The organism is Deltaproteobacteria bacterium (assembly GCA_018668695.1).
GTDB lineage: Bacteria > Myxococcota > XYA12-FULL-58-9 > XYA12-FULL-58-9 > JABJBS01 > JABJBS01.
The window spans coordinates 20654-40563 of record JABJBS010000308.1; the positions used below are offsets into that span (position 1 = coordinate 20654).

13 protein-coding genes are annotated in these 19910 nt (G+C 50.9%); 8 read left to right on the forward strand and 5 right to left on the reverse strand.

Going from position 1 to position 19910, the window contains the following annotated elements; translation table 11 throughout:
- The first annotated feature begins 25 nt into the window (after window positions 1-25).
- Complete coding sequence (locus tag HOK28_16660; protein MBT6434729.1) at window positions 26-2257, forward strand: hypothetical protein; 2232 nt, start codon at window positions 26-28, stop codon at window positions 2255-2257.
- Window positions 2258-2260: 3 nt separating this feature from the next.
- Here the strand turns inward: HOK28_16660 and HOK28_16665 are convergent, their stop codons facing one another.
- The gene (locus HOK28_16665; protein MBT6434730.1) at window positions 2261-3112 is read right to left on the reverse strand and encodes an alpha/beta fold hydrolase; all 852 of its coding nucleotides are present in this window, start codon (window positions 3110-3112) and stop codon (window positions 2261-2263) included.
- Window positions 3113-3371: 259 nt separating this feature from the next.
- Here HOK28_16665 and HOK28_16670 point away from each other — a divergent pair, with 259 nt between their 5' ends.
- Entirely contained in the window at window positions 3372-6260 is a 2889-nt protein-coding gene (locus HOK28_16670; GenBank protein MBT6434731.1) for a sigma 54-interacting transcriptional regulator, read from the forward strand.
- Between the two features lie 12 nt (window positions 6261-6272).
- Here HOK28_16670 and HOK28_16675 read toward each other — a convergent pair whose 3' ends face one another.
- Window positions 6273-6866, reverse strand: coding sequence for a TetR/AcrR family transcriptional regulator (locus tag HOK28_16675; protein MBT6434732.1), 594 nt, complete (start codon window positions 6864-6866; stop codon window positions 6273-6275).
- Between the two features lie 141 nt (window positions 6867-7007).
- Here HOK28_16675 and HOK28_16680 point away from each other — a divergent pair, with 141 nt between their 5' ends.
- The 3 genes from HOK28_16680 (at window position 7008) to HOK28_16690 (ending at window position 12034) form a co-directional block, all read left to right on the forward strand.
- Window positions 7008-7742: a PilZ domain-containing protein gene (locus HOK28_16680; GenBank protein ID MBT6434733.1), complete on the forward strand. Its 735-nt coding sequence runs from the start codon at window positions 7008-7010 to the stop codon at window positions 7740-7742.
- A gap of 559 nt (window positions 7743-8301) precedes the next feature.
- Window positions 8302-10203: an RNA polymerase sigma factor RpoD gene (gene rpoD / locus HOK28_16685; GenBank protein ID MBT6434734.1), complete on the forward strand. Its 1902-nt coding sequence runs from the start codon at window positions 8302-8304 to the stop codon at window positions 10201-10203.
- A gap of 187 nt (window positions 10204-10390) precedes the next feature.
- Window positions 10391-12034, forward strand: a complete 1644-nt coding sequence (locus tag HOK28_16690; protein MBT6434735.1) for a response regulator — start codon at window positions 10391-10393, stop codon at window positions 12032-12034.
- A gap of 10 nt (window positions 12035-12044) precedes the next feature.
- Here HOK28_16690 and HOK28_16695 read toward each other — a convergent pair whose 3' ends face one another.
- Complete coding sequence (locus HOK28_16695) at window positions 12045-14432, reverse strand: endonuclease MutS2 (GenBank protein ID MBT6434736.1); 2388 nt, start codon at window positions 14430-14432, stop codon at window positions 12045-12047.
- A 210-nt stretch (window positions 14433-14642) separates the two neighbouring features.
- Between HOK28_16695 and HOK28_16700 the strand changes: the two genes are divergently transcribed.
- From HOK28_16700 to purT, 3 genes are read left to right on the forward strand one after another with little or no spacing between them, the layout of a single operon-like run.
- A complete protein-coding gene (locus HOK28_16700) occupies window positions 14643-15905 on the forward strand; it encodes a pyridoxal phosphate-dependent aminotransferase (GenBank protein ID MBT6434737.1) in 1263 nt (420 codons plus the stop codon).
- 3 nt (window positions 15906-15908) lie between these two features.
- On the forward strand, window positions 15909-16856 hold the full coding sequence (locus HOK28_16705; protein MBT6434738.1) for an NAD(P)H-quinone oxidoreductase: 948 nt from the start codon (window positions 15909-15911) through the stop codon (window positions 16854-16856).
- Window positions 16857-16872: 16 nt separating this feature from the next.
- Window positions 16873-18054, forward strand: a complete 1182-nt coding sequence (gene purT / locus HOK28_16710; protein ID MBT6434739.1) for a formate-dependent phosphoribosylglycinamide formyltransferase — start codon at window positions 16873-16875, stop codon at window positions 18052-18054.
- On the opposite strand, the gene HOK28_16715 is transcribed toward purT, so the two are convergent.
- The gene (locus HOK28_16715) at window positions 18049-18732 is read right to left on the reverse strand and encodes a class II aldolase/adducin family protein (GenBank protein MBT6434740.1); all 684 of its coding nucleotides are present in this window, start codon (window positions 18730-18732) and stop codon (window positions 18049-18051) included. The two genes, purT and HOK28_16715, sit on opposite strands and share 6 nt — an antisense overlap.
- On the reverse strand, window positions 18719-19834 hold the full coding sequence (gene mtnA / locus HOK28_16720) for an S-methyl-5-thioribose-1-phosphate isomerase (protein MBT6434741.1): 1116 nt from the start codon (window positions 19832-19834) through the stop codon (window positions 18719-18721). Before mtnA ends, HOK28_16715 begins: the two co-directional genes overlap by 14 nt.
- Between the last annotated feature and the right edge of the window lie 76 nt (window positions 19835-19910).

A 19910-nucleotide genomic window follows, 5' to 3' on the forward strand; every position in this document is an offset into this window, starting at 1 on the left:
ATGCTGCTTTACGAAGAGACGGCTCATGACAGAAGAACCTCAAAATGATGAACCGACCGAAGAGACAGAGAGCTCGCTTGAAAGAGTAGCTCAGATTCTTCAACGAGCCCGTTTGTCCAAACACGCCATCTCTCGTGGTGAGGTTCTACGAGGGCTTAGCTCTTGCGAACCCCTACATGTAACTGAAATAGTTGAGGATTATCTTAGTGAGGAAAACAGCGAGATTCAAGAGCTCGCCATTGAGGCGTTGGCTTACATTCCTCCAGAACATCCCGATGCCCGTGCGGGCCTTGTCTGCCTCATCGAAACGCTGGAGCAAGGCAAAGAAAATCTAGTTCTCAAAGCGCTCGAGATTCTAACACGTCAAGAACCGCAAGGGATGGAGAAGCACTTTATTGCCCTCGCCAGCCACGAGTCTGCCCGTGTTCGACAAGCCGTCGCCAAGCGCTTAGCCAGCCTGGATTCAATTCCCGCCACCCGGGCTCTGATTGGACTGAGCCGCGAAGATCATGGTGATGCGAGACTCTGGGGACTTCATCACCTTCGCCAACTCGCATTTAGCCAGAATATGGAAGTCCAAGCGTTGGCTGCCAAACGCCTAGCGCAACAAGATCCCAGCACCACCACAACTCCGCCGATCGTTTTACTGGCCCGTAAGCAAGACAAAGACGTTCGGGATACATTACGTGAATTACTCAAAAACGAGGTTATCCTCGAGGAAACTGTCGAAGCTGCTCTTGAACTCAAAGATCCCGCGCTTTACGAATACCTCTGGGATGCGAATTGGCGATGGGATGGTCAACCCGAGCTTATGGCCCAAGCCTTGGCCGTCTGCCACTGGGATGATTCTCGCTCGACAGATGAACTCGTTGACCAAGCCCTCAATTCAAAGAACTTCATTGCGGCCGAACAATCCATCGCGCTTTTACAACGGCGTGACGACGAGCAAGTGTTTAACCAAGCAATCACTCTGACTCAATGTGACACCACTGAAGAACGCCATCTTGGTGCACGCATCCTAGGTAGACTTGGAGGCCCCAATGGCCGCTTTAGAAGTCAGGCTGCTCCCGCATTGATCACCCTTCTAGAAGATAAAAGCGAAACGATTATTTCCGAAGCAGTCCGTAGCTTGGGTAATGCAAACACAGAAACCGTTGAATCAACGATTCACAAACTCAAGAACCACCCTCATGGCGAGGTAAGAAGACTCGTTTCATTTGTGTTGTTTGGGATTGACGACCACTCATCGCCCGAAGCCCTCGTTGCTCTTTCCACTGCTCGTGAAGGCATGGTGCGTTTGGCCGCTACGCAGGCACTCACCAGTATTCTTACGCCTCAGCCAGGTGTTGAACCAAGTGCACGCACACCCGTGGGTATGCCCCTGGGAGGCCGCCGCGGCCAAGCACAAGAGTTTGACGAGAATGAAGATTTCGAAAGCTATGGATACGGCAGGGCCTCTGCGCAAAACGGTGGCGTGGGCTCTTATGCCGGGGCTGACTTCGATCCCAACAAGAGCACGGTACCGAAAGCGAAACCCAAAAATCGTCTTCTAATTTTCGCATCGGCTGGTTTGATTGTGAGTATCATCACGATAGCTGGGCTCTACATCGTTCAACAAACACAACGTGCAAGCATAGATGCCCAAGCCGAGGAAATGAACTCAGCTGAATCACCAGATCTCAAACCAGAGCAAATGATAGACACCAAAGCTAAAAGTCGCATGTTTGGTGATCGCAGAGCCGCACAAGTCCTGTCCATGCTCAAACGTCCGATTCGGGCACTGCTTACGGATAAATCCGAATGCTGGTACATGTATTTTCGCATGGACATACGTGACTCCACCGCCATTATCAGTCGAGCGCAAGTTCCGAAGTCGAAAAATAGTGTTGATGCTATCGCCCTTGAATATCTCACCCGATTAATTGTGGGAGAAGTTAATGGCGACCAACATGAAAAGGCAGGTAAATTTCTAATCAGCCTTGTTGCTCGAAATCCCAAACTGGGAAGTTACCTCTTTGAACAAGTTATCGCTGATATCAACTTTTATCAAAGAGATGACCTCATCCGCGATATGGCGTCAATGTCAGACGACTTTAGAGCACGCCTCGCCGGTGAGGGTTACTCCACGGCCTTTCATCCAGGTTTATCACTTTTGACGACTCGAGCGCGTACCTTGATGATTGACGAGCTTCAAAGTGGTTGGTCTCAAAATGACGAATACATACTCAGCCGCCATCTCAGCCAAATCAAAAAATGAAGTTCAAGCTGAGAGCGTGCGCTCATTCAGCCAAGATCTGAAAACCTCTCCAAACAGTTCAAGGCCCTCAAGGTGTGCGGCATGGCCAACTTTCCCAGGAATGATGCTGAGTTGTGCGTTGGGAATAAGGTTCACTGCCTCTTTCCCCAATTCACAATACTTTCGGTCGTCCTCTCCGGCACAATATAGGAGTGGGCAATGAATCTTGGGCAGCAAACTCCATAGAGGCTGCATTCTTCCCGTTCCCATTCCTCGGATACTCTCTATCAAGCCATCCACAGAAGCCTTCGCGCGGCGTGCTTGCATGGGTTCAAGTAGCGCCGGTGGCAGTAAGCGTTGACTGCGGATGATCTCCAGCTCTTGCCAGTAATCCATAAAGCCAGGCACACCCCCATCCAACAATCGCTCGCAAAGCTCTTGCTCCCAACTTAAACGCTGCTCTCGCTCCGTTTTGTTCACGATGCCCGGGTTGGCTCCGATCACAACAATTGAATCCAGCAAATGGCTAAATCTCGAGGCGAAATTCAATGCAACGCGGCCTCCCATCGAATATCCCACTAGAATCACCCGCTGATTGTTGGCTCTTTGAATCCGCTCTAAAAGCATCGCGTCGCAGGCATCCATCGAAACGCATTCAGCCGATGCCCAGGTTGCCGATAAACCATGGCCCGGCAAATCAGGAGCTTCCAATCGAGTTCCTGCGGGTAATTGACCCAGCAACGGCGCAAAATCAGCCCCTGACCCCGTAAAACCGTGAAGTCCAATCAGCAATGTCTCCGCGCTTGTTCCAGCGGACGAGACGTGTGTTTGGCAGGACCATTCTTTGAATTTCCAGCTCCAAGAGATCGATTTCACCGACTTACCTATGTCCTTTTCTAGCTTAAAAAATGGCCGATTATGACGCAGCCCGTAATACAAAATCGAAAATTATGACGATTCACACCTTCATAATTCTAAATAATTCAAAAAAATGGCTTGTATCCGTCACTATTTTGATCACCAATAGAGGTGGAACAGGCAAAGTATGTCTCGCTAAGACATACGGATCAATCTGAATGCAGTCGTAGCCATCGTAACACATTTCGGCGGCAGCAGGCTTTGTTGACGGGGACCTATGCGAACACCATCAGAAATACTCAAATACTACATTCAAGCCATCGAACATTTAAGCGGGGCCAGTGCAGTCTCTCTTTACGTTCCCGATCCACTCGGTGACGGAGGTCGAGCACTCTTACTCAGTGCTGGTGATGAACCCATTGCGGAACTTCAAAGCATTGACAGTGCCACCCAGTTTGCCCGAACTCAGCCAGACGCAAACGCCCAAGGGCCACTCGCCAAGCTAATTCCCGAGACGATTCAAAGCAGCACGCAAGATGGTCTTTTGATCCCTTTACGCGCATTGAATCAAGGTAAAGACGAGCAAACCGCTTGGCTTGGTTTACGCAACCCACAAACCGCGCAAGCTCCAGAATCACTCACTGGCCCCGACGCTATGAAAAGCTGGTGGCAATGGGTCTTAGAACTGGGTGAAGCAATCACTCGTGATATTATGCGGGTATCCGGTGTTCTCAATGATCCTGTCAGTGGTTTACCAGGACGTGCCGAATTTTTTCAAACCGTAGACAAAGCTCTTGAGACCAATCAGGGACCATCGACGGCTATGTTGATTCTGAGCCCTGATAACTTTGCAACGATTAACGAATTATGGGGCTTAAAGCTCGGCGACAAGGTAATCCGAGAAGTTGCTGACGTCCTCCAAAAACAGCTGCGTGAAGATGATTACTTGGTTCGCTATGGCGGTGTTGTCTTCGCTATATTGTTGCCCAAGACCACGCTGGAGAGCGCTTTCGCTCTCGGAAGCGCAATCCTTGCAGAGCTCGAAAAAAATGAATACCTCGATTCGACGGTGCGATTGCGCTTCAGTGGCGGTGTCGTCGCCACAACCAGCGAGGAAGCCAGACACCAAAATGCATCACTTGCTTTTATTCAACGCGCCAACCACGCTCTAAACGCCGCAAAACGTGCTGGCGGTGGTCGCATCACTGAATGGAAAGCAGACCCTTCCACCGGAACATCCACCGAAGGCGATGAACTCACCGGAATCTTTACCGGCACCATGGGTAAAGATTATCGAAACATGGTCCTGCTTTGGGAAACCATTGGCTTGATGGCCGAAAGCTCAGATATCGACGAGCTTTCTTCTAAAGTGCTTGGCTGTATCAGCAATGCCTTTCGCCCAGATAGAGTCGGACTCTTTCTCCCCGAAAAACCAGATGACCCGCTCGCGCTCCACAGTGGTTTTGTTCTGATTAAAACAGAGCAAGGCGGCTCCGTGCAAAAGCATACCACCTCGAGTTCACTCTTCTCACTTGAGGCCTCCGAACGCGCACTGCTCGATAAAGCTCACCAGAGTGGCAAAGTATTATGCTCTTCGATTCCAGGACTAGAAGACAGTGCTCCTAACCTCACTCATGCGGCATTGGTCATTCCTCTGGTTACACGCGAGAACTGCCTTGGCTGTCTTTACTTAGACCGAGAAAGTGCAAAGCTTGAACTTGATGTTTCCGATGTCCACTTCTTGAAAGTGTTTGGTAATCACATCGCAGTAGCCATCGACCGCGGTATTCTGGCTCGAGAAGAAGCAGCCCGACAAGAACGTAAGCGGCTCAGGTTATTGGGTGAGGTTCATGAACTTCGACAAGCGCTGGGTCATGCCAAGCTGGTTCACACCTCACCGCAGATGGAACAGGTTCTCGGCATTGTTCGCCAAGTTGCTCCAACTGACGCCACGGTTTTGGTCACAGGTGAAAGCGGTACCGGTAAAGGTGTGCTCGCCCGAACTTTTCATAAGTTAAGTCAGCGCGCCGATAAGCCACTGGTTTTGGTCGACTGCAGTGCCATTACGCCCAATCTTATTGAGAGCGAACTCTTCGGACATGAGCGTGGGGCGTTTACTGGCGCCGACCGCAAGACCGTCGGGCGACTCGCTGAAGCCAACGGCGGAACAGTATTTCTCGATGAAATCGGAGAACTCCCCCTCGAGGTGCAGTCTAAGCTCCTCACTTTTGTACAGGACAAACAGCTGATGGCTGTCGGTTCGACAAAAACTCGAACAGTCGATGCACGGATCATCGCGGCCACCAACCGAGACTTAGCCGTCGAAGTGGATGCCGGACGATTTCGCCGAGACCTTTACTACCGTCTCAATGTCGTCAGCGTTGACCTTCCACCTCTTCGAACACGGCCTGATGATATTCTTCTTTTGGCCCGGCACTTCATCGAACGATTTAATGTTCAATACCAAAAAGCCGCGCGAGGACTATCCGCCGCGGCTGAGCATGCTCTTTTGAGTTACAACTGGCCCGGTAACATTCGTGAACTGCAAAACCGTGTCATGCGTGCAGTTATTCTAAGCCAAGTTGAGCTACTTGGGCCTCATGAGCTTGGATTTGATGACAACGCACAAGCCGGGACCAATGCTCCCCCGATTCGAGCCGGAGAACCCAGTATCGCACAGCCCGCAGCCGAAGTGGCTCCGTCCAATCCTTGGGAAAATCTAAGCGGCATTCTATCGAGCATCATTCAGCAAGTAGACATCAACAGCGGTCATCAACCTCCACCCTTTGGCAAGTGGTTAGAGGAAGATCTTATTCAGGCGGCCTTTGATCGCATCGGTGGTATCCACAGACGCGGCGCCGCAGTGCTCGGCATTCCAGAAACGACTTTTCGTCGTAAGATGAAACAAATCAAAGCACGCTCGTTGATTGGCCCCATGCCCCGCACGCCAGAGTGGCGTGAGCTTAATGATGTCTTCAATGGTATCGTTCGGCAGAAAAACACCGACGGAGAAGATTACCTGGTCAGAAGCCGAGATATTTTACTAACTCATGTTCTTCATCGTTTTGGAGACAAGGTAAGTATGTCGGCTGCACTTATGGGAGTCACCGAACCAACCATCAGCCGTTGGCGATCCAAGCTGCAGAGTCAGTCTGCAGCAACCTAAACTCTAGGAAATTTAGGGTTCTTTAAGAAACAAAATTCTAGAGAGTTCGAGAGTTGGGTCGCCCTTACCCCACATCGGTACAGCTAGGTCACCCATCGCAGAGCGAATCATCACTTGAACCGCAACCTGCATCAGCACAAATCGAACCGGAACCCCGGGTCGCATCGTGTCTTTGCCTGCGTTGAGAAAAAAGTTCTCAACCCAATCAAGCACCGGAACAAATTTCGTTCGAATGATATGTTCACCCTGGGTGCTTGGCCCCGTGAGTTCCTTAAGAACCAATACTGAAACCGCTGGGTGTTCCTTTGCGAAATCAATATAAGCCTGGGTAAGTCCAAGCACGATTGCCTCGAAGCTGTCTGTTTCGACCGCGGATCCTTGAAAAACGCCCAGTAGCTTATCAAAAGCCCGTGCGACGACCGCGTCGTAGAGCTTTTCTTTGCTCTCGAAATGATAAAGCAAAGACGGCCGAGTAATCCCAGCATCTTTTGCAATGTCGCTTAATCTCGCGGCATCAAAACCCTGCCCGCCGAAGTGTTTCTCAGCAGCAGTCAACAATCGCTCAGTGGTTGCCACCTGCGAGTCAGATCTTCTTGGTCGTCCCATACTAAAAGCTACTTAGGGGTAGAGATACATGTCAAGCAATGAGTAGATTTAATGGGACCCGGGGTCTCTTAAATCTCGAAAAAAAAAGAAAAAAATTGATTATGTACCACTGCCCGCGCGATGATTGACGGAGATGCTGATGTGTCCCCAATATTCAAACTGAACGGCTCGTTGTCTAAAAGTATGGAAGAAGAATCTAAATATTTCATTCTACTTTGCTCTGCAAAACGGCAAGGCACTTACGATGAAGTGATTGCCAATGCCGAATACCCGGTTGAGCTGGTGAATACCCCGGACGAATGTCTCAAAGCATGCGTTCGCCAACCTCCCTATGCAGTCATCGTAGACATGATTACAGGGATGCGAGCTGGGTCGACCAACACCAGTTTACTGGTACTTTATAATCTGGAGCTCACTTGGCCTGTTCTTAGAAGTACCGCCAAGCGCAACGAACCAGTGATGATTGTATCCACGTCACCTCAAAACACTGAGCCTTTTGCCGAGGCACTCTCAGCTATCGCCACGGATGACCCTACTTGGCTTCGTCCTCAAACACCGAGACGGTTTATCCGGCAAACTGTTCAATGCCGCTCAAGGTCTCGCGTTCTCAAGGAATCCGATCACTGGCACCAAGGTACCATCATGGAGCTCAGTACCGGCGGCTGCTTTTTGATTACCTACGACCCACTTCCTATTGATAGTGAAATGGAACTGGAAATCTGGGACCTTGCCGATGACGTCATGAGCGTTCAAGGGCACGTCGTCTGGATTCGCGCCTGGGATGATGGGCCAGAGTTACCGGGGATGGGCGTCGCATTCGACCTAACCTCAGTTCCCCTAGAACTTGCGAAAGCATTAGGCAAAGCCATCGTCTAGTAGCAGCGTAAGTCTCTACGAGTTTTCAGTACAATTTGCCTCCTATAGCTCGCCCAACTCTCAAGGCGGGCAGCTATCAACATAGAAAAACCAACAATATCAATACTGTATTAAATTCGCGCCGCGTCCCCTCACCGCCAAGCCATCCCTGATACATCTCCGGTACCCGTTGGAAGCAGCTATTAGCCACCCAGGCAAACCGGTTTCACCGGCCAAGGCCTACCCAATGGCACCCTTCAGCCCAGTTATTGATGACCTACGTGATCACGTTTGTACAAATGTAGACTTGCCCTGACAATTTGCGGGTTGTCATTTCGCGTTCAATTGGCCATCGTATGTGCTCAAGGCCGTGACACACCGCGCAAATTAGTCCACTCGGTTCACACAAGCTGTTTCGAGGGAAAAATGAGTGCAGAACTGGCAACGCAAAGTCGACCGATCCATTTCGCAGGAATAAATCGGCACCGTAACGCTATTTTTAGTGTAGCCAAGTGAAAGCACGCATGGTACGCGCGCCAAGTTGGATGACAAAATTCAGTTTTCTGCAAGTGGAGAAGTAATGACAACGACTCAGCGAAAGAACTCGACCTCATCAGATGATTTCAATCTCGACTCCGTAATGGGAGATTCGTTTGGTGACTTTTCAGACCTTTTGCAACCGACTCGTAAGGTCACTCGGAAAAAGGTTGAGAAACCTGCTCCGATTGAAGCCAAGCTGCCAATCCAGCTAGGCGGTCGTCTGCCGTCCGATATCGAAGAACCAACCATCCCGGAACTGCGTCGCTTAATTAAGAAGTATGCCTCACGTGGAACCGTTGATCTTGATGATATCGTTGACATTCTCGTCAAAAACGAAGCGCTCGAGACTCAATTAGAACAAACTCTCGATTATTGCGAAGCACTTCAAATCGAAGTGATCCAGCGAAGCGCAGCCGATGCTAAAGGACCTAAAAAGGTACCGATGAAGCGCTCCGAACGTGAGCTCTCCACCGACCCTGTCCGTATGTATCTGCGTAAAATGGGCTCAGCTCCACTCCTCGACCGCGAAGGCGAAGTAGAAATCGCGAAGCGGATTGAGTCGGGACAAAAGGAAATGCTGGCCATCGTCAGTGGTTCACCGATTGCCCTTCAAACCATCCTTGAACTTGGTGACAAGCTTCGAGAAGGAATGCTGCAACTCACTGATATCCTTGAAGACTTTGAAGGTCATATCGGAGAAGACAGCGAAGAAGATATCGAACGTGTTCTCAAGCACATCGACAACCTCGGAACTTTGCATGACAAGGTAGAGAAGCTCGATGTGAAGCTTGCCGGTGGCGACGCCACACCACGGACCATTAAGAAGTGGGAAGAGAACATCGTTGAGATTCGTGCGGAAATCCAAAACGAACTCGCAGGCCTTCGTCTCAACAAGCGTAATATCGAACGCATCATGGCCATCTTGAAGTCCATGATCAATCAAGCTGATAAGGCTAAAAAAGAGCTTCTTTACGAAGCGGCTCGGGCCCACATCAATGGTGAAGAATTACTCATCACCATTGGTGAGTATGAAGGCACCCCGGCTGAAGACAAGAAGCTCACTGAGAAATTTGATCTTGGTACCGAAGAGCTTCGGTCGCTTCTGACCATCGCCAAAAGCTGCAGCCGAAAGCTTAACCGCATTGAAGAGCAAGCTCAGGTTCCTCTCCACGTTTTGCGTGAAACTCACGATCAGTTACTTCGTGCAGAGTGGCGTACTGAGTTGGCCAAGAAAGAGCTTGTAGAAGCCAACCTTCGACTCGTTGTTTCGATCGCAAAGAAATACACCAATCGCGGCCTACTTTTCTTGGACCTTATCCAGGAAGGTAACATTGGCTTGATGAAGGGTGTTGAGAAATTCGAATACCAGCGCGGATACAAGTTCTCCACGTATGCAACATGGTGGATTCGTCAAGCTATTACACGCGCCATTGCGGATCAGGCACGGACCATTCGTATCCCGGTTCACATGATCGAAAGCATCAATAAGGTTGTTCGTACGAGCCGCTACTTACTTCAAGAAATGGGTCGCGAGCCCGATCCTGAAGAAATTGCAGCGAAGATGGACCTACCACTGGAAAAAGTTCAGAAGGTACTCAAAATCACCAAAGAGCCTGTTTCACTCGATGCACCTATCGGTGAAGACGAAGACTCATCAATGGGTGACCTGATTGAGAACCGTCATGCGGCCAATCCAGCTGACCTTACGGTAAACAACGAGCTTTCCGATCAAGTTCGGGCGGCACTTTCCACGCTCACCCCGCGAGAAGAGAAGATTCTTCGTATGCGTTTTGGTGTAGGTGAAAAGAGTGACCACACACTCGAGGAAGTTGGACAAGACTTCAACGTTACGCGTGAGCGTATCCGACAAATTGAGGCTAAAGCACTCCGAAAGTTGCGTCATCCGTCTCGAGCGAAAACTCTGTCTGCTTTCGTAGATTAGACCATTTCCTTGAGCATGTGCTCAGTCGATCGAAGCCTCGGGCATTGCCCGAGCACCGAGGGCCACGTCATGGCCCCTCACCTCATCATTTCCTAAGCTTTCCAGTAGTATTGCAGTGATCACGGGTAGCGGTTATCGTTTCTCTGCGTCATCTAGCGGTCGTCAGACCTGAATATTCGGAGCATCTATGAACCGGCCTGAAGATCCGAGCGAGTCGGCACCCAAACAGCCTATGAAAATTCTCGTAGCCGATGACTCCAGAACCGAGCGACTGATCTTAAGCGCTCAGTTACGCAAATGGGGATATGACTTCGTGCTCGCCAGCTCTGGCGAAGAAGCTCTCAAACATATGCTCATGCCTGGGCACCCAAGGTTAGCAATCCTCGATTGGGTCATGCCCGGACTAACAGGGCCTGAAGTGGTGAAGTTCATCCGTAAGAAGATGAAGAACGATTACGTCTACTGCATTCTCGTCACATCACTCGGTAGTAAAGAAGATATTGTTGAGGGACTTCAGTCGGGAGCTGATGACTACATTACCAAACCGGTTCATGGCGGCGAGCTTCGAGTAAGACTCCGTGCAGCCGAGAGACTTCTCAAAGCCTGGGAGGCCATCGCCCGCTCTGAGGCACAAACCCGCGCCATTCTTGATTCAGCAGGTGATGCAGTGCTCGTCGTCGACCGTACCGGTGGCATCGGCTATGCAAACCCGCGCTCAAGCTTACTCTTGGGCAAACCTGAGCAAGAACTTATCGGAGCTAGCCTCTATGACTTTTTGCCAACGAACGAAGAGAAAACTTCCGTTACCAACATGTTGCGTAACCTTGAAGCACAGCCAGGGCCCATTGCCCGGTCCCAAAGGATTCAGCTCAACATCAAACGCGCCATGCGGGAGACTGCAACCGTAAGCTTGGCGGCAAACTTTCGTCACAGCCAGCCGGACGCCATCAGTATTTTTATGACCGATGTCTCTGAGCAAAAGCGACTCGAAATCGAACTCCAGCACGCTCGCAAGCTTGAGGCCGTTGGACAACTCGCAGCGGGCATCGCCCACGAAATCAATACGCCAGTGCAGTTTGTAGGTGACAGCATCACCTACCTCGAGCAATCCTTCCAAGACTTCAACAATCTTCTTGGAACCTATGACTCCATTGTTGGGTCACTGCCTGCGGGCACTCTATCTGAAGAGCAAGAAGACGACCTCGAAGATGCCAAAGAAGATGCCGATCTTGAGTACCAGCAGGAGCAAATGCCAAAGGCCTTCAGCCGAACTCAAGAAGGTCTGGCGCGTGTGGCGCGAATCGTCCGGGCCATGAAAGAATTCTCGAGAAAAGATGCAACACTCGGTGTTGAGCCTGCAGACTTAAACCGCGCTCTTGAGAGTACATTGGTCGTCGCCCAAAACGAATATCGCTATGTTGCAGATGTCGAACGCCAATTTAACGAGCTCCCTCAGGTGCAATGTAACCTCGGCGACCTCAACCAGGTATTTTTAAATTTACTGGTCAACGCCAGCCATGCCATCACCGATGCGAACGAAGGCACCGGCAAACGTGGGATCATTCGAATCACCACTCACAAACTCGGTGAAGATTGGGTACGGATTGATATCGCTGATTCTGGAACAGGGATTCCCGAAGAAGTTCGCGACCGAATCTTTGAACCCTTCTACACCACCAAGGAAGTTGGCAAGGGTACTGGACAAGGCCTTGCGATTGCACACTCCATTGTTGTGGATAAGCATCAAGGCAAGTTGGATTTCAAAACGCAAACAGGTGTTGGAACAACTTTTTCAGTGCACTTACCTGTGCGTGGTCCCGCCGAGCACTAAATTTCCGGTCTTACGCATCCAACGTTACAATGGTGGCACCTTCGCCGCCCTCATGTCGGTCACCATAACGGAAATCCCTCACGTAAGGTGAAGCGTTCAATACATCATGAACAGCTTTTCTTACCGCACCGCTGCCATGACCATGAACAATCGTAATCTGTGGAGGCCCTTTGTAATAAGCCTGATCCAATAAGGCTACCACGGCTGCTTCTACTTCATCGGCGCGGACTCCTCGTAGGTCGAGACGACGCTGGGCTTCCTCATCACTCGACGGCAATCTCTCGGCCTTATCTTTACGGCGCTCTTTCGCTTTTTGCGACTTGCCCCCTTGTACGCCGACGAGTTCGTCTTTGGATACTCGCATTTTCATCGGTCCCACCGCAACTTGGATTGTCTCTCCATCTATGGCAACGATTTCAGCATCTTTATTAAATCGAGGCACATGAACTTTGGCCCCAACTTTAATCTCAAATTTTTTCCGAGGACTCGGAGTATTACTCTCAGCTTTCTTGGCTCGAAGCTTCTCTCGCTCCTTCTTAAGGGCCTCTTGGTGCGCTTTAACCTGCTTTTGAGCTTTTTGCGTTGCTTGAATAGACGGCTGATTCTGCAACTCAGCAATCATTTCCTTTAGCTGCTGCTGAGTTTGAGTAAGCTCGGCGGCCATTTCTTCACGAACAATTTCTTCAGCATTTAAACGAGCGCGCTCAAGCTCTTGTTTCTCAAGCTTTGCCTCTTCGAGTTCACGCACCAACGAAGCTTTCTCCGCTTCGGCTTCAACTTGAAGTTTTTCCAGTAAGAGTTCGCGTTCAGCGAGCTTTTGAAGAGCGATGGTTAAAGCCCCGCTTCCCTCCAAGCACTCCCGAGCACGCTCGACAATGGTGGTCTCCATCCCAACTTGAGACGCGACTTCCAAAGCATTCGACATCCCTGCCACATCGAGTTCTAACTGATAGGTTGGAAGCATGGAATGACCATCAAAGCCAACCCGCGCGTTGATATAGGAATCGTTCGTGATGCCGAGGGCTTTCACCGCTTCAAGGTGCGTGGTCAACATGACGGTAGCACCCTTCTCTACCAGACGCTCTAGGACAGCTTGTGCCAATGCTGCTCCCTCGGTTGGATCTGTTCCCGAAGCAATTTCATCAACCAAGAGTAAAACACCTCTATCTGCCACTTCATTCATTTCGGCCAAACACTTTAAGTGTGATGAAAATGTGGACAGGTCTTCTTCAAGGTTTTGATGGTCTCCAATGAGAGACAAAATCGCATTGGGTAATGGCAGCGACGAACCCGTTGCTACAGGAACGGGCAAGCCAGCTCGCAGCATCAAAACAGTTAGACCCACCGCAGTGATCGTGACAGTCTTGCCACCAGCATTCGGGCCAGAAACGACCAGTACTTGCTGCTCTGGTGAAATAATCACATCGTTGGGAACAACTGTTTTATTTTGAAGAACCAGCAGTGGGTGGCGTAGAGCGGAGAGCTTCCAGTTTGCGTCCGTTGCAAGGCTCGGCACCGTGGCATCCATGCGATTGGCAAGCTTCGCTCCAGCTTGAGCCGTATCAACCTCAGCTAAGAGATCCATCGCCGATTCAAGCTCCTGAGCAACCTCACCAATATCGTGCGAAAACTCGGCCAGAATCCGCCGCTCTTCTTCCTCAACCAAGGACTGGGCGATGGTCAACTCATTCCCCAAACCGACCAAAGCTTGAGGCTCAACAAAAACAGTCTCGCCCGAATTCGAAGCATTATGAATGATACCCGGCACACGGCCTCGGTGGCTTGCTTTTACCGGAAGGACGTAGCGCTCACCGCGAACGGAGAAAAATCCATCCTGTAGGTTCTCAGAGAAATCATCGTCTTTAAGGTACGTCTCAATTTGGGTCCGCATCCGCCGATGCAATCCACGGAGCCGTTCTCTAAAGCCCTCTAAAGCGTAACTCGCGTCGTCTCGTAATGTACCGTCAGCTTCAAATGCACCTTCTATGCTCGATGCCAACGCACCATGCACCGGCAACTGACCACCGAGCGCCACGAGACGGGGTACCATGGCTGCATGTTCAAGCAAAAATGCACGGGCGTCACACGCCACACGCATAACCACTCCGCATTGCATCACCTCTAAACCATCCAGGACAGAGGACTTGCTGGCGCGGGCAATCAAATCTTTAATTTCGGAGGTACCACCCAACGGGATTTCAAGTTCCTCACGAAAAAGCGCTCTGGCTTCCTCCACACGGTGCAGGGCCGCCAACATCGGCTGATGTTTACCGAAAAACGTGGGGGTTTGAGTCATTGCACGTCCCCGAGGCGTCAATGCCGCCTCAGACCAAGCGCTCGCAACCTGAGCAAAACCCAGCTCTTCTAATACCCGCTTATCAACGTTCCATACACTCATGTCATTCCTCTACAGCTCGGCCGTTTGCACCGCGCTTTTATGGGGCCTGCTGCAATTTCTCAAGCCACTGGCATCGACTTGCTCGAAGGTGTAGGTCTGCTATGAGGTTTTATAAGTGATTCGAGACCGGTGCGAGCACCGTCACCGTCTCCCAACAAGTCGTTCCGTGGTGCTCAGAACCAGTCTGAGACCATAAGAAAGAGTCTGCGTATGTCCGAAACCACGCGCCAACATTCATCATTTCGCCCCGTTCCACGAACTGGCGTCATTTATGTAACTACTGAAGCTCGTAAGCGAGGCTTTGTCGCCGATCATCCAGATTGGTGTAATCTTGGCCAAGGCCAGCCCGAAGCCGGGCAACTCCCCGGCGCTCCTGACCGAGTCGGCGCGATTACCATCGATTTAGACGATCACGAATATGCACCCGTTGCGGGCTTGCCAGAGGTACGAGAAGCTGTCGCGCACCTCTACAATACCCTTTATCGTAAAGGTAAAAAATCGAAGTACACAGCAGCCAATGTGGCTGTTTGCGGCGGTGGTCGCCTCGCCCTAACGCGTGTTGTTGCCTCACTGGGCCAAATCAACTTGGGACACTTTCTCCCGGATTACACAGCCTACGAAGAGCTTCTGGATATCTTTCGAAGCTTTACCTCCATTCCGATTCTCCTAGATCCTGAGCAAGGCTATAAATTCTCGGTCGACGCGCTACGGCGGGAAGTCTTGGGCCGCGGCCTTGGAGGCCTTTTGGTATCCAACCCCTGTAATCCCACGGGTAAGCTTCTCCATGGAGAAGAGCTCAAGGGCTGGGTCGATACGTCACGTGAGCTAGACTGCACGATGCTCTTCGATGAGTTCTACAGCAACTACATCTGGACCGATGAGAACAAACCTAACACGGTCAGCGCGGCTGAATATGTCGACGACGTGAATGAAGATCCCGTTGTCATTCTCAACGGCCTAACCAAGAATTTTCGCTATCCTGGTTGGCGAGTTGGATGGGTTGTTGGCCCGGAAAGTGTGATCAGCGCCGTATCCAGCGCCGGTAGCTTTTTAGACGGCGGCGGCTCGAGGCCGCTCCAACGTGCAGCACTGCCACTGCTCGACCCAGCATTTGTACGGCAGGAAACACAGGCAATTTTTGATAGATTCGGAGCCAAACGAAAGTTTATGCTCGAAGGATTAGCCAAAAATGGGATTGTTCCAGACTGCGACCCACTGAGCACGTTCTACATCTGGGGAAATCTCAGCGGCCTAAAATCCGAGCTTGCAGACGGTATGAATTTCTTCAAACGAGGACTCGATGAAAAACTCATTGTTGTTCCCGGTGAATTCTTTGACGTCAACCCCGGTAAGCGAAGACCTGGGCGAGCATCAAGGTTTCGCCAGCACGCTCGTTTTTCTTACGGCGCCCCAATTGAAGTTCTTGAAGAAGGCATCGACCGAATCACTCGAATGGTTGGAGCTGGAGGCTAACGGATGCAGGGTATCAGCGTAGATAATCTGGGTCCTGATTACGCGCTTTTGCTCCAAGAACTCGATCCGCCCAAACCGGATTCAGAGCATGTCCTCGTCAATATTCAAACCACTGCCATTAACCGCGCCGACCTCCTTCAAGCCCAAGGCCACTATCCGCCTCCTCCTGGAGCATCTGCAATTTTAGGATTGGAGTGTGCGGGCACCCGGGCTGACAACGGTGAAAAAGTCATGTGCCTCTTGCCTGGCGGCGGCTATGCGAGCCAAGCCATCGTTCATACTGGCTCACTTCTTCCGGTTCCGGAATCATATTCCATGGAAGAAGCAGGGGCGACGATGGAGACGGCTCTCACCGCATACTTGAATATTTTCATTTTGGGAAACGCTCAAAAAGGCAACAAGGTTCTCATTCATGGCGGCAGCAGCGGCGTGGGAACCATGGCCATTCAACTCTGCAAAGTTTCTGGCATTCAAACTGTTGTCACCGCGGGTAGCGACGAAAAATGTCGGCGCTGTGAAGCACTTGGTGCGAAGCAAGCCGTCAACTACAAGTCGAAAGACTTCGGAGAGACACTCGAAGCAAACTCGTTTGATCTCATTCTTGATTGCGTTGGTGCTCCGTATCTAAAGTCGAATATCAAGCTCCTAAAACCTGACGGCCGTTTGGTCCTAATCGGTCTCATGGGCGGAGCAAAAACAGATATTCACCTTGGGCACCTTTTGGCCAAACGCATTCAGCTCATAGGCTCAACACTTCGAAGTTTGTCCACTCAACGTAAGCAAACGATTATCTCTGCCTTTCGAAAACAATTCGGGGAAGCGATGGACACGCGAGCCATTTGTCCGGTGATTCACCAAGTATTCCCACTGCAACAGGCCCAAGCGGCCCACGAACTCGTCAGAAGTAGTCAGCACATCGGGAAAGTTGTGCTCACACTTCTCACCAACTAATAATCTGGAGTTATTTATGTCTTCCTTCGGTACAGCCACCACGAAAACCGCTACAAAAATTCTACTCTTAGGCTCCGGCGAGCTGGGTAAAGAAGTTGCCATCGAAGCTCAGCGCTTTGGAATCGAGGTGGTTGCTGTTGACCGCTATGCCAATGCGCCTGCTATGCAAATTGCTCACCGCAGCCATGTGATTCACATGCTTGATGGGGATGCCTTGCGAGCCATCGTCGAGCAGGAAAAGCCTACTTTTATTGTTCCTGAAATCGAGGCCATCGCCACCGACACGCTCGTGGAGCTTGAGAGCGAAGGCTACAATGTCATTCCAACGGCGCGTGCTGCCAAACTTACGATGGACCGTGAAGGTATTCGGCGCTTTGCCGCAGAAGAACTCGGGCTCCAAACCTCACCTTATAAATTTGCTGGCTCCGAAGCCGAATATTGGGTGGCGTGCTCTGAGATTGGTTTCCCATGTATCATCAAACCCGTCATGAGTTCCTCAGGGCGCGGGCAAAGCACATTACGAAAAGACTCCGACGTTCCTGTAGGCTGGAAAACGGCTCAGGAAGGTGGGCGCGGAGGTGCGGGTCGGGTGATTGTTGAAGGTTTTGTTGATTTCGATTATGAGATTACGCTGCTCACCGTTCGCCACAAAGACGGAACAACATTTGTCGATCCTATTGGACACCGCCAAGTCGACGGCGATTATCATGAGTCTTGGCAGCCTCAACCCATGAGCGATGCCGCGTTAGCAGAAGCACAGCGGATGGCAAAAGCAGTGACCGATGGTCTGGGTGGTCATGGGCTCTTCGGAGTTGAACTTTTTGTTAAAGGCGACAATGTCTGGTTCAGCGAAGTTTCCCCTCGTCCGCACGATACCGGTATGGTCACGATGATAAGCCAAAACCTCTCGGAATTTGCACTTCACGCTCGTGCCATATTAGGACTTCCAATTCCGAATCTGCGCCAATACGGACCAGCTGCCTCTGCCGTTATTCTCGGCGAAGGTGAATCCACAGGGCCATCCTTTGAAGGCGTTGCGGATGCACTCTGCGCCCCAGATACAGCCGTTCGCTTGTTTGGTAAGCCCGAAGTCAATGGTGAACGTAGACTTGGCGTGGCTCTTGCCCTGGGTGAATCCCTAGAAGAGGCTCGTAAGAAGGCCACCGAAGCCGCGGCAAAAGTTCAAGTTAAGCTATAAAACCGAAGGCATGCTTTCTAGCTGAAGTGCCTGGCTCAGAGTCGAGACCAGCGCACTTCCCGCCTCATCCGCATTTTTCCCGAACGAGATAATACCGTCCTCATGCCCTCCCATGGCTAAGACCTTACGGTCCGATAAGCTGGACTCTCGGTAAAGCCGTGAGACTTCGTAAGCCATATCCGGGGTGCCATAAGCAACTTCCGGACGCGAAGTAGGAAGCCGCAGTGCCCCAGCTTGTCTCCAAATCACAGGGATATGCCCGTGAAATACAAACCGTATGGAGGGGTTTAAATCGTAAATCGCACCATGGGTCATCGACTCTGATGAGGGCATCGTGTCGCCGTAACTCTGGACCCGGTTCAAACGCATATCGTAGGATTCCACCACGCAGTAATCACCGAGCCCAAGATGGGGCCTCGCTCCAGTCTGTGTTCCTGTGACGATAAACTTACGCTTACCCTTTGTGGCTGTATGTGGAGGAATTCGAGCACTCACATTTCCAAAACCCGCGCCATCATAACGGCCAGGATCTTGCCCAATGAAATTCAAGCGAAAGAAGATGTGACGCCACGCCTGCAGACTTGCCACCATCTCGGCAAACTGACGGCTGCCCAATGACCGTCTTTGATGCTCTGCACCAAATTTAATCACGCCATCTAAAGGCTCATGTGAAGTCATGTTGTGCTTTTGTTTTCTCTTCCGGGTAGAGACCCAAAAGTCCTTCCTCGCTTGCCTCACAAATGCCCCGCTCTGTAATCAAGCCAGTCACCAGCCTTGCAGGAGTTACATCAAAGCCAAAATTGGCGGCATCACTTTCTTTAGGAGTTACCCTCACCCGGGTAATGTTCCCTTCTTTATCAATGCCTTGGATTTCATGAACCTCATTGGGATCGCGTTCCTCAATGGGAATTTTAAACCCATCACGCATTCGCCAATCAATCGTGGTGTGAGGCAACGCCACATAAAATGGGACGTTGTTATCGAACGCAGCCAGTGCTTTTAAGTAAGTACCTATCTTATTGCACACATCACCCGTGGCAGTGGTACGGTCTGTACCGACGATACAAAAATCCACCATTCCGTGCTGCATGAGATGGCCGCCGACATTATCCACGATGACAGTATGTGGCACACCGTGTTGCCCCAACTCCCATGCTGTTAAATTAGCGCCCTGGTTGCGAGGACGGGTTTCATCCACCCAGACGTGAACCGAAATCCCAAGGTCATGAGCCATGTAAATCGGCGCAAGTGCCGTTCCCCAGTCAACGGTCGCCACCCAACCAGCATTGCAGTGTGTTAAGATGTTAATCGGCTTACCCGCATCCTTACTTTCGACAATTTTTTTAATCACTTGTAAACCATTTCGGCCAATTGATTCGCATATCGCAACGTCTTGATCACAAATCTCGCCCGCCCGCTTGTAGGCAATAGCCACCCGCTCTTGCGGCTCGAGGGGCTTTAGGTGACCAAACACTTTATCCAGCGCCCATCTCAAATTCACCGCCGTTGGACGGGTTTTAATAAGCCGCGCGTGTGCCTTTTCGAGCATCTGGTCCGATGGGTCTTGAAGCATCGCCAGGGCCATTCCGTATGCACCCGTGGCACCAATCAGGGGAGCTCCCCGCACCAACATCGACTCAATGGCAAGCGCGGCATCCTCAATGCTTTTTAAGTCCACAATTTCAAAAGCATGTGGGAGTAATTTCTGATTAATCACACGCACTGTACGCTGGTCTTCGCCTAGCCAAATCGCACGGTAATGTTCGCCGTTAATTTTCATGAAATTCCCCTCTCGATGGTTCCTTATAGATCTATAGAAAGTCTGGAGGCTTGGCAAAGTCCGGCGTCAATCGTAT

What these genes read in the sequence shown, in the direction of transcription:
- HOK28_16695 (MBT6434736.1), bottom strand. Translation starts at nt 14,432, where the DNA reads ATGAGTGTATGGAACGTTGATAAGCGGGTATTAGAAGAGCTGGGTTTT.
- rpoD (MBT6434734.1), top strand. Translation starts at nt 8,302, where the DNA reads ATGACAACGACTCAGCGAAAGAACTCGACCTCATCAGATGATTTCAAT.
- HOK28_16705 (MBT6434738.1), top strand. Translation starts at nt 15,909, where the DNA reads ATGCAGGGTATCAGCGTAGATAATCTGGGTCCTGATTACGCGCTTTTG.
- HOK28_16700 (MBT6434737.1), top strand. Translation starts at nt 14,643, where the DNA reads ATGTCCGAAACCACGCGCCAACATTCATCATTTCGCCCCGTTCCACGA.
- HOK28_16675 (MBT6434732.1), bottom strand. Translation starts at nt 6,866, where the DNA reads ATGGGACGACCAAGAAGATCTGACTCGCAGGTGGCAACCACTGAGCGA.
- HOK28_16660 (MBT6434729.1), top strand. Translation starts at nt 26, where the DNA reads ATGACAGAAGAACCTCAAAATGATGAACCGACCGAAGAGACAGAGAGC.
- HOK28_16690 (MBT6434735.1), top strand. Translation starts at nt 10,391, where the DNA reads ATGAACCGGCCTGAAGATCCGAGCGAGTCGGCACCCAAACAGCCTATG.
- mtnA (MBT6434741.1), bottom strand. Translation starts at nt 19,834, where the DNA reads ATGAAAATTAACGGCGAACATTACCGTGCGATTTGGCTAGGCGAAGAC.
- purT (MBT6434739.1), top strand. Translation starts at nt 16,873, where the DNA reads ATGTCTTCCTTCGGTACAGCCACCACGAAAACCGCTACAAAAATTCTA.
- HOK28_16715 (MBT6434740.1), bottom strand. Translation starts at nt 18,732, where the DNA reads ATGACTTCACATGAGCCTTTAGATGGCGTGATTAAATTTGGTGCAGAG.
- HOK28_16670 (MBT6434731.1), top strand. Translation starts at nt 3,372, where the DNA reads ATGCGAACACCATCAGAAATACTCAAATACTACATTCAAGCCATCGAA.